The 15,485-nt window shown below is 72.3% G+C and carries 11 protein-coding genes; 9 read left to right on the forward strand and 2 right to left on the reverse strand.

Features of this window, described 5'->3' with window-relative positions; translation table 11 throughout:
• Nucleotides 1–5: 5 nt before the first annotated feature.
• The 9 genes from IT347_10005 (at nucleotide 6) to IT347_10045 (ending at nucleotide 11,182) form a co-directional block, all read left to right on the forward strand.
• Entirely contained in the window at nucleotides 6–878 is an 873-nt protein-coding gene (locus tag IT347_10005; protein ID MCC6349905.1) for a class I SAM-dependent methyltransferase, read from the forward strand.
• Between the two features lie 20 nt (nucleotides 879–898).
• Nucleotides 899–2,707 carry a sugar transferase gene (locus IT347_10010; GenBank protein ID MCC6349906.1) on the forward strand — a complete coding sequence of 603 codons (1,809 nt, stop codon included), beginning with the start codon at nucleotides 899–901 and terminating at the stop codon, nucleotides 2,705–2,707.
• Entirely contained in the window at nucleotides 2,704–3,564 is an 861-nt protein-coding gene (locus IT347_10015; GenBank protein ID MCC6349907.1) for an exosortase/archaeosortase family protein, read from the forward strand. The genes IT347_10010 and IT347_10015 overlap by 4 nt, the downstream gene beginning before the upstream one ends.
• Nucleotides 3,561–4,208: an EpsI family protein gene (epsI, locus tag IT347_10020; GenBank protein MCC6349908.1), complete on the forward strand. Its 648-nt coding sequence runs from the start codon at nucleotides 3,561–3,563 to the stop codon at nucleotides 4,206–4,208. Before IT347_10015 ends, epsI begins: the two co-directional genes overlap by 4 nt.
• Nucleotides 4,205–5,050 carry a hypothetical protein gene (locus IT347_10025; GenBank protein MCC6349909.1) on the forward strand — a complete coding sequence of 282 codons (846 nt, stop codon included), beginning with the start codon at nucleotides 4,205–4,207 and terminating at the stop codon, nucleotides 5,048–5,050. The genes epsI and IT347_10025 overlap by 4 nt, the downstream gene beginning before the upstream one ends.
• Nucleotides 5,050–6,573, forward strand: coding sequence for a hypothetical protein (locus IT347_10030; GenBank protein MCC6349910.1), 1,524 nt, complete (start codon nucleotides 5,050–5,052; stop codon nucleotides 6,571–6,573). The genes IT347_10025 and IT347_10030 overlap by 1 nt, the downstream gene beginning before the upstream one ends.
• Nucleotides 6,570–8,753 carry a PEP-CTERM system histidine kinase PrsK gene (gene prsK, locus IT347_10035; protein ID MCC6349911.1) on the forward strand — a complete coding sequence of 728 codons (2,184 nt, stop codon included), beginning with the start codon at nucleotides 6,570–6,572 and terminating at the stop codon, nucleotides 8,751–8,753. Before IT347_10030 ends, prsK begins: the two co-directional genes overlap by 4 nt.
• Nucleotides 8,754–8,770: 17 nt before the next feature.
• Nucleotides 8,771–10,177 (forward strand): PEP-CTERM-box response regulator transcription factor, encoded by a 1,407-nt coding sequence (gene prsR, locus IT347_10040; GenBank protein ID MCC6349912.1) that lies wholly within the window; start codon nucleotides 8,771–8,773, stop codon nucleotides 10,175–10,177.
• Between the two features lie 348 nt (nucleotides 10,178–10,525).
• Nucleotides 10,526–11,182: a deoxynucleoside kinase gene (locus IT347_10045; GenBank protein ID MCC6349913.1), complete on the forward strand. Its 657-nt coding sequence runs from the start codon at nucleotides 10,526–10,528 to the stop codon at nucleotides 11,180–11,182.
• 58 nt (nucleotides 11,183–11,240) lie between these two features.
• Here the strand turns inward: IT347_10045 and ileS are convergent, their stop codons facing one another.
• Nucleotides 11,241–14,039: an isoleucine--tRNA ligase gene (gene ileS, locus IT347_10050; protein ID MCC6349914.1), complete on the reverse strand. Its 2,799-nt coding sequence runs from the start codon at nucleotides 14,037–14,039 to the stop codon at nucleotides 11,241–11,243.
• A 332-nt stretch (nucleotides 14,040–14,371) separates the two neighbouring features.
• Nucleotides 14,372–15,481 (reverse strand): M23 family metallopeptidase, encoded by a 1,110-nt coding sequence (locus tag IT347_10055; GenBank protein MCC6349915.1) that lies wholly within the window; start codon nucleotides 15,479–15,481, stop codon nucleotides 14,372–14,374.
• Nucleotides 15,482–15,485: the final 4 nt, after the last annotated feature.

A 15,485-nucleotide genomic window follows, 5' to 3' on the forward strand; every position in this document is an offset into this window, starting at 1 on the left:
TCTTCATGAGCGACGAATCGAAGGCGCGTGAGGCGTTCGAGCGCTTCGTGCGCTGGACCATCGAGAAGGAATACGGGCCGGTCCAGCCGCGGCTGCCCGAGGCCGAGCGCGAAGCGTTCGCCAGCTACTACAACCGCCTGCCGGCGCCGGGCGAGGAGGCGCGGATCCGCCGCTACCTGCGCGGCTTCTGGCGCAGCGAGGCCGGCTGGACGGCGCGCTGGATCGTCGCCCGGGCGCGGGAGCTCGGCGCCCGTCCGCGCGTCATGGACGCGGGCTCGGGCTTCGGCACCTACTCGATGCTCTACGCGGCCGCGGGCGCCGACGTGGTGGGCGCCGACCTGCGCCCGGACCGGCTCGACGCGGCGCAGAAGCGGCTCGAGTTCCACGCCGAGGTGACCGCCGGGGCGCTTCCGGTGCGCTACGTGCGCGCCGATCTCACCCGCGACTGGGACGCGGACTACGACCTCGTGTGGGTCTACAACGCGCTCTCGCACATCGATCCGCTGGATCGCTTCCTCGAGCAGACGCGCCGGCACCTGCGGCCGGGCGGTGTTCTGGTCGTCGGCGACATCAACGGCGCGCACCCCGAGCATCTCGCGCGACTGCAGGAACTGCGCGGCGACCACGTGCACCAGGAGTACGTCGCCCCCGACGGGGAGCGTTACTCGTACGCGGTCGAGCGGCCGTTCCCGCCGCGCGAGATCCGCGGCATCCTGGCGGCGAACGGACTGCGCATGGTGCACCACGAGCTTTACTGGGGCGGACTGGGCACGCTGCCGGACCCGGTGTACGAAGGTCTGCTGCGGCCGCTGCAGCGCACCTGGCAGCTCGGACACGGTTTCGCGCGACGGCAGCTCGTCGTCGCGACGCCCGCCTGACCCGGAGGCCCGGCGAGCCCATGCGCGTGCTGTTCGTCACGCAGTACTTCCCGCCCGAGACGGGGGCCGCGCCCGCGCGCGCCCTGCACTTCGCGCGCGCGCTCGCCCGCGCGGGCCACGAAGTGCGCGTGCTGACCGGCCTGCCCAACCACCCGGCAGGCGAAGTGCGCCCCGAGTACCGCGGTGTTCGCCGTCGCACCGAACAGGCTGACGGTATCCGCGTCGAGCGGGTGTGGCTGTACGCGACGCCGCGCAAGACGTCGCTCACGCGCCTGTGGAACCACCTGAGCTTCGCGCTCTCGGCCCTGCCGGTCGCGTTCGCGGGACCGCGACCCGATGTCGTGCTCGTCACCACGCCGCCGCTCTTCCACGGGCTCACCGCCTGGCTGGCGGCCCGTCTGCGCGGGGCGGCGCTGGTGAACGACTGCCGCGACGACTGGCCGCACGCGGCGATCGCCCTGGGTGAGATGCGGCCCGGTTTCGTCGCCCGGGTGCTCGACGGCGTCGCGCGATTCTTCCAGTCCCGCAGCAGCCGCGTGCTGGTGGTCACCCCGGGCATGAAGCGCCAGCTCGAGTCGCGCGGGTTCGAGCCGCGGAGGCTCGTCTTCCTGCCGAACGGCGCCGACACCGAGCTGTTCCGGCCGCCGGCCGAGCGGGCGGAGCGCGGCGGACGGCCGTTCACCGTGCTGTACGCGGGCACGCACGGGCTCGTGCACGGCATGGATGCGCTGCTCGATGCGGCGGCCGAGCTGAAGTCCGAAGGGGTGAGGTTCCGGCTCGTGGGCGACGGGGTGGCGAAGCAGGGGCTGGAGCGGGCGGCCGTCGGGCGGGGGCTCGACAACGTCACGTTCGAGCCGAGCGTGGCGCCCGCCGCGCTCGTCCCGCTCCTCCACGAAGCCGACGTCGCCGTCGCGACGACCCGGGCGAGCGAGTTCGCGGGGGAAACCATCCCGGTCAAGCTGTTCGACTACCTGGCCTGCGGCTGCCCGGTCGTCGCGGCGGTGCGCGGCGATGCCGCGGCGGTGATCGAAGCCTCGGAAGGCGGCCTGGTCGTCGAGCCCGAGAACGGAGCGGCGCTCGCGCGTGCGGTGCGGGCGCTTCGCGACGATCCCGGTCGCCGCGAAGCGCTCGCCGCGGCCGGGCCGGTGTTCGTCGAGCGCGAGCACTCGCGGCGCGCGCTCGGCGAGAGGCTCGTCCAGGTGCTGCTCGAGGCCCGGCTCGAGTCGCACGGCCGGGACGTGGGCCCGCTGCCACGGGGGGCCCGGGCGTTCGTCAAGCGCGCCGCGGACGTGGTCCTCGGCTGCGCGGGACTGATCCTGACGTCGCCGCTGATGCTGCTGGTCGCCCTCGCCATCCGGCTCGAATCGCCCGGCCCCGTGCTGTTCCGGCAGCGCCGCATCGGCCGCGGCTCCGCCGAGTTCATTCTTTTCAAATTCCGCAGCATGGCGGCGGGCACGCCGGACCTCGCCACGCATCTGGTGACGCCCGGAAGCGTCCGAATCACGCGTGTGGGGGCGATCCTGCGCCGCACCAGCCTCGACGAGCTGCCGCAGCTGTGGAACATCGTCCGTGGCGACATGTCGCTGGTCGGACCGCGACCGGCGCTCTACAACCAGTATGATCTGATCGGCCTGCGACAGGCCGCCGGGGTGGATGCGCTTCGCCCCGGCCTGACGGGGTGGGCGCAGATCAACGGCCGTGACGAAATCCCCATGGAGCAGAAGGTGGCCCTCGACCGCGAGTACCTCGATCGCAACTCGACCCGCTTCGACACCGAGATCCTCGTGCGCACCGCCCTGACGCTGTTCGCGATGCGGGGGATCCGGTGAGCGTCCCGACGATGGTCGCGCCCGCGAAGGGGCGGGCGGGCGCGTGGCTGAAGGGCGCCCTGCTGTTCGCGCTCGTGGCACTCGCCTGGCATCGCACGCTGGCGACGCTGTGGGAGACCTGGGCGACGAACGACAACTACTCCCACGGTCCGCTCGTGCCGGCCACCTCGCTGGTGCTCGTCTGGCTGCGGCGGGACCGGCTGCGGGCCCTGCCGGTGCGGCCGGCCACCTGGGGACTCGCGCTCGTGGGACTCGGGTGCCTGATGCAGGTCGTGGGCGTGCGCGCCGACGTGCTGGCGCTGCAGGGCTGGGGATTGCTGCCGCTGCTGTTCGGACTCTCGCTCGCGTTTCTCGGGACGGCGATGACGCGCATGCTGGCGTTTCCGATCGCCTACCTCGGCTTCATGCTGACGTTTCCGCCCCTGGTCATGAACTCGCTCAGTTTCGCGCTCAAGGAGATCTCGGTCAGCGCCTCGGTCGGCGCCGCGCACGCGCTCGGCGTGCCTCTCGAGCGGGACGGCATGTCCATCCTGCTCGCCTCCGGCGAGTTGCGGGTCGAGAACCCGTGCAGCGGACTGCGCTCGCTGCTGGCGCTGCTCGCGACCGGAACCCTGTTCGCCTACTTCCAGAAGGGCGGGTTCTGGCGGCGCGCGACCGTCCTGCTGGCGGCGACCCCGATCGCGATCCTCGGCAACGCCGTGCGTCTGCTGCTCGTCATCGTCGCGGCGGAAAGGCGCGGCGTGGTCTGGGCCTCGGGCACGTTTCACGACATGACCGGGTACGTCGTTTACGGCGTCGCGCTGGCCGCGCTGCTGGGACTGCGCGAACTGCTGACCCCGAAGGGGGCCAGGGCATGAAGACGCTCCTCGCCGCCGTCGTCATGCTCGTCGCGACCTCGGCCTCGGTGCTGCTGACGCCGCCCATCGACCTCGCCGCGGGTCACGGCATCCTGCGCGGCGTGCCGCACGAGTTCGGGCCGTGGCAGGGCACCGACGCGCAGTTCGAGCAGGCCGTGGTCGAGGAGCTGCGCGCCGACGACCTGCTGATCCGCCGTTACGTGGACGGGACGCGGTCGGTGTGGCTGTGCCTCGTCTACCACCAGAATCGCCGATACGGCGCGCACGATCCGCTGCTCTGCTACACGTCGCAGGGCTACGCGGTGCGGCAGCCGGGGCGCGCGAGAGTGGACGACGGCTCGCCGAAGGGCCTGATCGTCAACACCTGCATCGCCGAACGCCGCGACGACAGCCGCGTGGTCTGGTACTGGTGGACCACCGACGGGCTCTCGACCGGCGACGTCGGCGCCTTCCGCTCGCGCATGGCGGTGCTGGGCGCGCTCGACAACCGCTCGTGGGGCACGTTCGTGCGCGTCGAGTCGGTGCTGCGCGAGGACGGTGTCGAGGGCGCGACGCAGCGCGCGCGGGAGTTCTCGGGACTCGTGGCGCGCGAGCTGCCCGCGGTGTTCGCGCGGGCGCGCGCGGCAGCCCCCGCCGTGCCGTGAACGCGCTCGAGCAGGTCGCCTTCGGCTGGCAGTGCCTGCTCGGTGCCGTGCGCGCGTGCCGCCGGCCGCGAATCTGGGGGCCATGGCTGCTGCTGTTCGCCCTGCAGGCGGTCGGGATTCTCGCCTGCTGGTGGAGCGCGCACCCGCTCGTCTCGTGGTTCGCGGCGCCGCTGCTGCGCGCCCTCGAGGGCGACGCGTCGCTGCGCTACCCGGAACTGTTCCGGCGGCTGCCGGGCCTGGCCCGGGACGCGGGCCTGCTGACCGGCGTGCTCGTGCTGCCGGTGATGGCCGGCGTCTCCGCGCGACTGTTCGAACGCCAGTTCCGCGGCCTGCCGGACGGGTCCGCCGCGGCCTGGTCCGAAGGCATGAGCCGCGCCGGCGCGCTGCTCATCGCCGCCCTGCCGGTCTCGGCCGCGACGCTCGGGCTGCAGGCGATGCTGCACGCGCTGCCGCTCGTTCGCCTTTCCGGGCTGGCGCGCTCGTTCGCGCCGCCGGCCGCGGACGCGGCGTTGCTGTTCGTGCGCATCGCCTGCGCCTTCGCGCCCGCGCTGGTCGTGCTCGGTCACCGTTCCGGTCCGCGGGCGCTGGCCGGGCTGCCCGCGACGTGGGGAAACGGCTTCCTGCCCGCGGCGGTGGCGATGCTGCTGCTCGTCCCCGCGGCCGGCCTCGCCTCGGCGTCGGTCGCGGCGGCCTCCACGGCCATCGAGCGCGGCATGCCCGAGCTGGTCGCGGCCGCGGTCCTGCTGCGCGCCGCGACCGGAGCGATTCTCGGCATGCTCGCCAGCGGTGCGATCACCCTCGCCTGGCTCGGCGGCGTCGGCGCCGGGACGGAGGAATCCTGATGCGCGGCCGAAGAGCCGTGGCGGCGACGTTCGTGGCGGCGCTGCTCGCCGGCTGCGGCGACCCGGTGCTGTGGTCGCGCTGGCAGGCCGAGCGCGCGCTCTACCATGCCGCCCGAAGCGTGCGCGGGGCGGAGGCCGGCGATCCGCGCGAGGCCGGTCCGGAGCGTGCCGCGGCGCAACGCCGGTTGGACGACATCGTGTCCCGCTTCCCGGCCTCGCGCTGGGGCGCTCCGCCGGCGCACGGGCCGGCGCGGGACGTCGCGCTCGCCTCGGCGCGCGCTTCGCTGTCGCTTGCCCGGCTCGCCGCGTCGGCCGGGGAGGACGAGCGGGCGTTGCAGCTCTGGCGCGAGGCGCTCGCGCGATGGAGTGCTCTGCCCGGAGTCGTGGTCACCGCCCGGGCCGGTTCGGCGCGCGCGCTCGATCGCCTGGGACGCTTCGACGAAGCCCTTCGGGAGCGAATGGCACTGGCGCTTCTCGATCCGCTCGGCGACCCGGACCGCACGGGGCCGGTGCGGCAGGTGCTCGATGCGCCGGTCGCGGTCGCGGCCGAACTCCGGGAACTCGGACGGCCGGGAGAGGCGGCGGAGATTCTCGCCTCGGCCGACGCGACCTTCGCCGCGGCGCTGTCCCGGGCCAGGCCGGCCGACGCCTCCGCGCTCGCGGGGGCGCTGGCGCGCATCCGGCTCGCCCGCGGGAACGCTCCGGGGGCGCTGGCCGCCCTGCGACACCCCCTGGCCACGCAGCGCGCATGGGAACGTCCCGCGCAGGCGGTGGCGCTGGCGGCGTGCGCCCTCGAGGGAGGCGTGCCGGACTCGGCGATCTCCTATGCGCGCTGGGCGGCCTCGGCGACGAACAGCCGCACGGTCGCCGGAGCGGCGCTGCTGCTGGCCGCGCGTGCCTGGGAAGCCATGGGCCGGAACGACTCCGCGTTCGCCACCTACGACGCCCTGTTCGACCGCTGGACCGATCCGGGGCTGGTCGGTCCGGAAGCGCATTTCCGCCGCGCCCGGCTGCTCGAGCAGCTCGGGCAGTGGCAGCGCGCGCGCGCGGAGTTCGTGGCGCTCGCGGCGGCCGCGCCCTCCCATCCCTACGCCTTCAAGGCCATGCTGCGGGTGGTCGAGCATCACGTCGGGGCGGGCGAACTGGATCTCGCCCGGCTGGAAGGCGAGAACGCGGTGGAACGCATGGACTACCTGCTGAGCACGAACCGCGACGCCCGGTTCCAGCGGGAGGCGGGGGTCGCCCGGGCCGAGCTCCTGTCGGACCTCGGCTCCTTCGCGCCGGCGGAGTCTTCCCTTGTGGACCTGTGGCGCCGTTTCCCGGAAGATTCCACCACCGAGTCCGGAGCGCTCCGGGCCGCCTCGCTCGCCGAACGCCGCCCCGGAGGGCGGGCCACCGCGGTCGCGATCTACGAGGAGCTGGCGCGGCGGGCCATTTCGGCGTCCGTGCGGCGCACGGCCGCCCGCAACCTGGGGGCGCTCGGTTCGACGGGCGCTTCGGCGCGGGGAGGGGGCCGCCCATGACTTGGAGCTGGAACGCATCGCCCGTCCAGGGAGCCGCTGTCGCGGCGAGCGCGATGCTGCTCGCCGGCATCGGGCTGTTCGGCCTGCTTCGCCGGGGACAGTGGCTCACGACGCTGCTGTTCGCGTCGGCGTTCCTTTCGCTCGCGGCGTTCCAGGCGGGCACGCTGGGGATGGTGAACGCGGCCGACGCCGAACAGGCGCGCGTCTGGGCCACGTATCTGGCGCGGATCTCCGCCCTCGTCTCGTGGTTGTGGCTGACGCTGAGCGTCGTGCTCGGCCGCCCCGAACCGCGCCTGCAACTGCGCAACGCCGGCGCCTACCTCGTGCTGTCGCTCGTCGGTTGCGTCGTGCTCGCGTTGACCGCGGCCACTCCGTTCGCCGTGCGCGCCGTCACCGGACACGGACCCGAGGGAGTGGTCGTGTTCGGCCCGCTCGGCAAGGTGTTCCTGATGTATCTGCTGGTGGCGATGGTCGCCGTGCTCATGAACCTCGAGAGCATGCTGCGCGTCGCGCCCGCGAGCGGGCAGAAGCGCCTGCGCCCGCTGTTCCTGGCGATTCTCGTCAGCATCCTCACCGAACTGCTGGTCGTTTCCGCCGGCCTTCTCTACGGCGGGCTCAAGGTGAGCTGGATGGTGAGCTCGGCGCCGGTCCTGTTCGTGGCCGGCGTGGTGGCGGCGCTGGCCCTGGCGCGCCGCACGCTCTCGGACATGGACGTGCCGGTGGCCCGGCCGGTCATCTACTACTCGTCGGTCACGCTGACGCTCGCGGGTGCGTTCATGCTCGGCGTGCTGGTGCTCAGCCGCCTCGTGCCCGCGATGTCGCAGCAATGGCGCTTCGGAGTGACCTTCGCGTTCGTGGTGTTCGTCGGCGGTGGCGGTCTGTTGCTCATGCTCAGCCCGCGCACGAGCCGCACGATCCGCCGGTTCGTGGACCGCAACTTCTACGCGAACCGGTACGACTACCGGCGCGAATGGGAGCGCGTGACGTCATCGCTCGTTCCCACCGGGCGTCCCGAGGAACTCGCGCGGCAGGTCGAGTCGCTGGTCGGCGCGGTGTTCGAGGCCGACCGGATCGCCATCCACCTGCGGAGCGACGCGGGGGACCTGCGACTGCTGCACGGGCCGGCGGGGGTCGACCCGTCGCTGCCCGCGAGCCACCCGCTCCTCGGTCACCTGGGCCGGCGGCAGTTGCCGGTGGTGTTCCACGACATGGAACACGACCTCGACATGCTGCCCCTGCTGGTCGAGAGCCACGACACGATCGAGGCCCTGCATGCGGCCGTGTGCGCGCCGCTCACCGTCGGCGACGAGGTCGTCGGCCTGCTGTGGGTCTCGCGCAAGCGCGTGGACGAGGACTGGTCCTACGAGGACGTCGAGTTCCTGGCCTCGTTCGCGCGCCACGTCGCCTCGACGTTGTGGGCGGCACGGCAGGCGGAACTGCTCGCCGAGGCCCGTCAGCTCGAATCGCTCAACCGGCTCTCGAGCTTCGTCCTGCACGACATCAAGAACCAGGTTTCGGGTCTGTCCCTGGTGGTCGAGAATGCGCGACGGCACCTCGGCAACCCCGAGTTCCAGCGCGACGCCATGGCGGTCGTCGAGCGGACCGTCGCCTCGCTGCGCGAGCTGATGAACCACGTCTCGGGCGTCGCGCGCACGCTCGATGTGCGCCCCGAACCCTGCACCGGCCGGGAGATCGTCGAGTCGGCGATCGCCGACTCGGGCCTCGTCGCGGGAGAGGCGCAAGGCGTGCGTCTGTCGGTTCACGTGAAGGACGGCGGGGAGATCTTCGTCGACCGGCGGCTGGTCACCCGCGTGCTGGTCAACCTGCTGGTGAACGCCCGCGAGGCGACCGAGGGCCGCGGGCACGTCGAAGTCGAGGCCGGGCTCCGCCCGGGCGAAGCGGGCGAGCCGCAGTTCGAGCTGCGCGTGCGGGACGACGGCCGGGGCATGGGCGAGGAGTTCGTGCGCACGAGGTTGTTCCGCCCCTTTGCCACGACCAAGAAAAACGGGCTCGGCATTGGACTCGCCCAGTGCCGGACCATCGTCCAGGCGCACGGAGGACGCATCGACGTGAGCAGCCGTCCGGGCGCCGGCACGACTTTCACGGTCCTTCTGCCCGTCCGACCGGAAGCGGCCGCGCGCACGGAACCCGAGGCCGCAGGCGTGACGGGTGAACGATGAAAGGTGCGGAAGCGTCCATGGCGCACGACAAGATCCTGATCGTCGACGACGAGGATTCGATTCGGAACCAGCTGCGCTGGGGCCTGGCCGAAGAGTACGAGGTGCTGACGGCGGGCACCGCCGAGGAGGCGCGCCGGCTGCTGCGCGACGAGCGGCCGAGCGTCGTGACGCTCGACGTCACGCTCGGGCCCGCGACCGCGGGGCCCGAGGGCCTCGACCTGCTCGACGAGATCGTCGAGCGCCACCCGCTCACCAAGGTCGTGATGGTGACCGGAAACGACAGCCGCGAGAACGCGCTGGCCGCCATCCGCCGCGGCGCGGTGGACTGGTACGCCAAACCGATCCACCTCGAGGAACTGCGCGTCATCCTGCGCCGGGCGCTGCACATCCGGCACATCGAGCAGGCGCAGGCGCCCGACGCGCCCGTTTCGCGCAAGCGCTATCACCGGCTGGTCGGCGAATCCGAGGCCATGCGCCGGGTGTTCGGTCTGGTTCAGCGCGTCGCGCCGACCGACGCCAGCGTGCTGGTCGTGGGCGCCAACGGCACCGGCAAGGAGCTCGTCGCGCACGCCATCCATCAGGCGAGCGGGCGGCGGGACGGACCGTTCGTGCCGATCAACTGCGGCGCCATCCCGGAGCAGCTCCTCGAGAGCGAGCTCTTCGGCCACGAGCGCGGCGCGTTCACCGACGCGTACCGCACCCGCGAAGGCAAGTTCGAGCTGGCCGACGGCGGAACGCTCTTCCTGGACGAGATCGGCGAGCTGCCCACGCACCTGCAGGTCAAGCTCCTGCGCTTCCTGCAGGACCGCGTCGTCGAGCGCGTCGGCGGGCGGGAGCCCATGCGCGTGGACGCGCGCGTCGTGGCGGCGACGAACCGCGACCTGAACGCGATGCGCGCGGAGGGCCGTTTCCGCGAGGACCTGTACTTCCGGCTGAGCGTGGTGAGCATCGCCGTTCCGCCGCTGGCCGAGCGGGGGGACGACCTGCGACTGCTCTCCGAGTATTTCCTGGAGTTCTACGGGCGTCACCACAGGCGCAAGCTGAAGGGATTCACGCAGGCCGCGCTGCGGGCCATGGCGGCGCACCCGTGGCCGGGAAACGTGCGCGAACTCGAGAACCGCATCCAGCGTGCGGCGATCCTCTCCCAGGACTCGTACCTGCGCCCCGAGGATCTCGACCTCCCGCCCGTGGGCGAGCCCGCGCAGGACCGGCCGACGCTCCAGGACGCCCGCGATCGAGCGGAGCGGGAAATGCTGAGCGCGGCGCTGGCGCGCAACGCCGGCAACGTCACACGCGCGGCTCGCGATCTGGACGTGAGCCGACCGACGCTGCACGACCTGATGCGCAAGCACGCGCTCGAGGCGTCGCGCTTCCGACGCCCGGACCTGCCGGCCGAGGACGAGGAATCCGGCGCGGATTCTTGACGCTCGGCACACGCGCCGATAGCGTGGCCGCCGTCGCCCGAGGGATGAAGACAGCGAAAACCCCGCCCGGGATTCCCGGGCGGGGTTCGCAGCGAAGCTAAGGGGGGCTTCGTTCTCAGAGTCGCGGGCCGCACGCGAGATTCATCGAACTGGCCCCCCACTTCTCTTCGTCCGTTCACCGCTCTAGACGCGCGGTGGAGGGAAAGGGTTCCGCCTTTTTTTTCGGGATGCGTCCCCGCGGGCGACGTGCGCACTATCGCACCCGAATCACCGTTGAAAGGTCCGGGAAGTGTCACTTTCAGGGCCTCAGTTCACGCAAGTGACAAGAGACGACTGGGGCGTGACCGCTTGAACCAGGGCTTCTTCCTCGCGATCGCCGGGAACATCGGGGTGGGCAAGACCGAGCTCACGAATCGCCTCAGCGCGGAGCTCGGCTGGCTGGCGTACTACGAGCCCGTCATCCAGAACCCGTACCTGGATCCCTTCTATCGAGACATGCCGCGCTGGAGCTTCCACCTCCAGATCTACTTCCTCAGCGAGCGCTTCAAGGCCCAGGTCGAGATCGGGCGAAGTTCGCTGCCGTTCATCCAGGACCGGACCATCTACGAGGACGCCGAGATCTTCGCGCGCACGCTGCACGCGCAGGGCTCGATGACCGACGTGGACTACGAGAACTACACCTCGCTGTTCCGGGTCATGGTGGACTTCCTGCGCCCGCCCGACGTGATCCTGTACCTGCGCGCGAGCCCCGAGACGCTCATGTCGCGCATCGCCCGGCGCGGGCGCGAGAGCGAGAAGGGCATCGGCATCGACTACATCCGGCGGCTCAACGACGCGTATGAAGACTGGATGCGCCGTGCCGCGAGCGAGACCGAAGTCCTGGTCATCGACACCGATCAGGTGCCGCTGCAGGGCGAGACGCCCGCGTTCCGCGGGCTGGTCGAGCAACTCAAGCGCCGCTATCCGCCGCAGGCCGAGCTGCCGCTGGAAAGCCCGGAGCGCTGAGGCCGGTCGCCGGCGGGCCGCCTCGGCGGGCGGTCCGGCCGGGAACCGCGGAAGCGGTTCAGCGCGCCGCGAGCGCCTCCACGCACCGCGCGCACAGGGCGGGCCCCGGGCCCCCGGCGGCGACGTCGCTCCGGAAGGTCCAGCAGCGTTCGCACTTCGCCAGGGAGGTGCGGCGTACCTCGACCACGGGTTCCGCGCCGGGCGCGCCGGGCCGCAGTTCGACCCCGGCGACGATCAGGAACGATGCCAGTTCCTCCCGCCAGGCGGTCAGCCGCTCGAGCCAGGCCGGCGCGGCGGTGATCACGACCTCGGCCTCCGCGGTCGTGGCCAGCGTGCGCGCCGCCCGGAGCGGTTCGATCGCCGCGTTGACGGCGGAACGCGCTTCGAGCAGGAACTTCCAGTCGCCGTGGTCCGCGGCCGGGTCGCCGAGGTCGCCCCAATCCGAGAGGTGGACGCTCGCGCTTTCCTCCAGCAGTCCCGGATGGTGCTGCCAGACCTCCTCGGCCGTGTGAACGAGCGCGGGCGAAGCCGCGAGCGTCAATCCACGCAGGGCACGCCACAACACGGTCTGTGCCGAGCGCCGCCCGGGGGCCCCGGGCGCCAGCGTGTACAGCCGGTCCTTGGCGACGTCGAGATAGACGGCCGAGAGGTCCACGGTGCAGAGGTCGAGCAGTCCGTCCACCGCCCGATGAAACAGCAGTTCGGACCAGTCCTGGCGCACCCGGGCGAGACGGACCGACAGGTGATCCGCGAACGCGCGGTCCACCGCTCCCAGCTGCTCGCGCGGCACCGCGAGCGCCGGCCGGAAGTCGTGCAGGTTGCCGAGCAGGAAGCGGAACGTGTTCCGCACCTTTCGGTAGGCGTCTGCCACCCGCTGCATGATCTCGTCACCGACCCGCACGTCGCCCCGCCAGTCGGTCGAGAGCGCCCACCAGCGAACGACGTCGGCTCCGTGCTTCTGGATCAGGTCGATCGGCGAGACGACGTTGCCCAGCGACTTGTGCATCGCCCGGCCGCTTCCGTCGAGCACCCAGCCGTGCGTGCACACGGTCGTGAAGGGCGCGGCGTTCGTGGCGCCGGCCCCGACCATGAGGGACGAGTTGAACCAGCCACGGTGCTGGTCGGGGCCCTCGAAGTAGACGACTTCGGCGCGGCCGGCCCGCGCCGCCTCCCACGCGGGCGCGAGCTCGGGATGGGTGACCTGGATGGCGCGGTGGGTCGAGCCCGAGTCGAACCAGACGTCGAGCACGTCGGTCTCCTTGCGAAACGGTCCGCCGGCGCCGCACTTCGGGCAGCGATAGCCCTGCGGCAGGAAGTCCTCCACGGCCCGCTCGTACCAGACGTCGGAGGTGTGTTCGCGCGTCAGTTGCGCCGCGCGCTTCATGACCTGCGGATCCAGCGACGGTTCGCCGCAGGCCTCGCAGTAGACGGCCGGAATGCCCACGCCCCAGGTGCGCTGGCGCGACACGCACCAGTCGGGGCGGCTCTTCACCGCCTCGCGGATGCGGTTCTGCGAGCTGCCCGGGTCCCAGCGCACGGCGTTCTCGATCAGGCTCACGCAGCGGTCGCGGTGGCCGTCGTGGTCCACGATCATGAACCACTGGTCGGTGGCGCGGAAAATGACCGGCTTGCGACAGCGCCAGCAGTGCGGGTAGGCGTGCGTGAAGACCGACGAGTGGAGCAACCGCTCGCGTGTGGCCAGCCACCCGATGATGGAGTCGTTCACCTCGAGCACGCTGCGGCCGGCGAACTCCGCCACCTCGTCGGTGAAGCGGCCGGCCTCGTCCACGGGGCAGAAGACGCCGAGTCCCGAGCGCATGCCGACGATGAAGTCCTCGGTGCCGTGCCCGGGGGCGGTGTGCACGATCCCCGTGCCGTCCGCCATGCTGACATACGGCGTGCCGTCCACCACGCGCGAGTCGTTGCCGAAGGGCGCCTCGAAGATCGAACCGGCGAGCTCCGAGCCGCGCAGCGTCCCGAGCACCTGGTGGCCGCCGCCGAGCAACTCGGCGAACGGCGCGACCCGCGCCCCGGCCACGATCAGGTCGCGGCCGCCGATCCGGACGACCGCGTACTCCGCCTTCGGGTCCACCATGAGACCGAGGTTCGCCGGCAGGGTCCAGGGCGTGGTCGTCCACGCGACCGCGCTCACGCCCGGCCACGCGGCCAGCGCCCCGGTCGCATCGCGCCGCAAGGGGAAACGCACGAAGATCGAGGGCGAGGCGGCGTCGTGGTACTCGATCTCGGCCATGGCGAGTGCCGTGCGGTCGGTCGGGCACCAGTGAATCGAGCGCTTGCCGCGCTGGACGAATCCCCGCGCGGTCAGCGTCGCGAACGTCTCGAGGATCTCGGCCTCGAAGTCCGGCGCCATCGTCAGGTAGGGGCGTGCCCAGTCCCCCCAGCAGCCGAGACGCACGAACTCGTCGCGCTGGATCGCGATCCACCGGCTCGCGTATTCGCGGCATCCGCGCCGCAGTTCGAGCCGTCCGGGCCGCTGCTTGCGCTCGGCGAACTCACGCCCGACCTGCAACTCGATCGGCATGCCGTGGTTGTCCCAGCCGGGCACGAACGGCGAGTCGAAGCCGGCGAGCGAGGCCTGCCGGACCGCCGCGTCCTTCCAGATCTTGTTCGCGGCGGTCCCCATGTGCAGGTGGCCGTTCGAGTAGGGCGGTCCGTCGTGCAGCAGCCACACGGGCCGCCCCGCGCGACGGCGACGGAGTTCCGCGTAATGCCCGCGCTCGTTCCATTCGGCGATCCGCAGCGGCTCGCGGGCGGTCAGGTCGGCCTTCATGGGAAACTCGGTGACGGGCAGGTTCAAGGTTTCGCGCCAGCCGGGCTTCTTCGCCTTCTCGGACATTCGTGCCTCCTGGGTGCGACCGCGAAAACAAAACGCCCCGCGGCGCGGGTGCGCCGTCGGGGCGACGGAGGTCGCGGTACCACCCGACTTCGCGCGCGCCTCACGGCGCGCACCTTGGGAAGCCTTCCGGCTCCAGCCCGGTATCGGCGGGCCACCGTCCGAGCCTACTTCGCCGCGGGGCGTTTCGGTCGGCGGCTCGGGGGTGATCTTCGCCGCGCCATCGTGCGCCGGGCTCTCACCCTTCCCGGCTCGCTCCCGCCATGCGCGCGACTACTCGTCCCCGTCTCAGCCTTGTGATCGCGGCGCACATTGCCATCCGGCCGAAGGCAGCGTCAAGACCCGCGGCGCTCGCCGCGACCGACGCCTCGCGGCGCGCGCCGTGACTTCGGCTTCGGGGTGGAGCGGATCCTGGCGGGCGTTCGCGGGCCGGCGAGGTCCGCGAGAAGCACGCAGGCGTCCGCGACGGTCGGGTCGCCGGGCAGCCTGCGCAGCGACTTCCAGCGGGCCGCGGGCCGGTGCTCACCGAAGCGACGTTCGCACACTTCCTCGTGCGCCGCGGCGGCGAGCGGGCCATGCGGCGATCGCACGCCCACCTGGCGAAGCCGCCGCACGTCGCGCGCCAGTTCGGTCCACGAGAGCCGTTCCTCGGGCGGCGAGCCGAACTGCTCCTCGGGAAGCAGCCCGGCGGCGATCAGCGAATCGCGCAGTTCCGGCGCGTCCGCCCGGGCTCGCGTGCCGTCGTCACCCGTGGCGGCGGACAGCATCCCCCACCAGGTGTCGCGCGTCAGCGGCGCGTCGCCCGCAAGGCCGGCCGGAAGCAGCGATTCGAGCCTCGCCCAGTCGAGGTAGGCGAGCAGCTCCTTCGCGCCGGTCGGAGCGTCGCCGAGGCGGTCCTCGACGAAGGCAACGGGGTCCGTGACCGGGGCGTTCTCCCAGCGTTCGCCGGGCGAGTCGGGCAGCCTCACCTCGAAATGAAGGTGCGGCGTGCTCGCCCGGCCGGTTCGTCCGACCAGCCCGAGCGCGTCGCCGGCGCAGACCAGCTCCCCCGCGCGCACGCACGGGCTGCCGCGCACGAGGTGCGCGTAGACCGAGTACGCGACCCGATCCTCCCCGAGCCGGTGGGCCAGAACGACGTGCGCGCCGTAACCGTTGCCGTTCGTCACCGCCCGCACGAGCAGGACGATTCCCGCAGCGGCCGCGCGCACCGTGTCGCCGGCCGTTCCATTGGCGAGGTCGGCGCCCTGGTGCGTGACGCGCCCGCGCGCGCGCTCGAGTCCGCGGTTGATGCGAAAGCCCCTGCCCTCCGCGTTCGCGGGAAGTCCTAGCTCGCGCGGGTCGCCGACGGGGAACCGCCACGCGGTCGCCAGCCCCCAGCGTCCGGCGAGCGAGTCGTCCACGGAGAGGTAGCCGCCGAGCGCGACGGGCAGGGGCGCACCGAGCAACGTC

The sequence above is a fragment of the Candidatus Eisenbacteria bacterium genome, from assembly GCA_020847735.1.
GTDB lineage: Bacteria > Eisenbacteria > RBG-16-71-46 > RBG-16-71-46 > RBG-16-71-46 > CAIXRL01.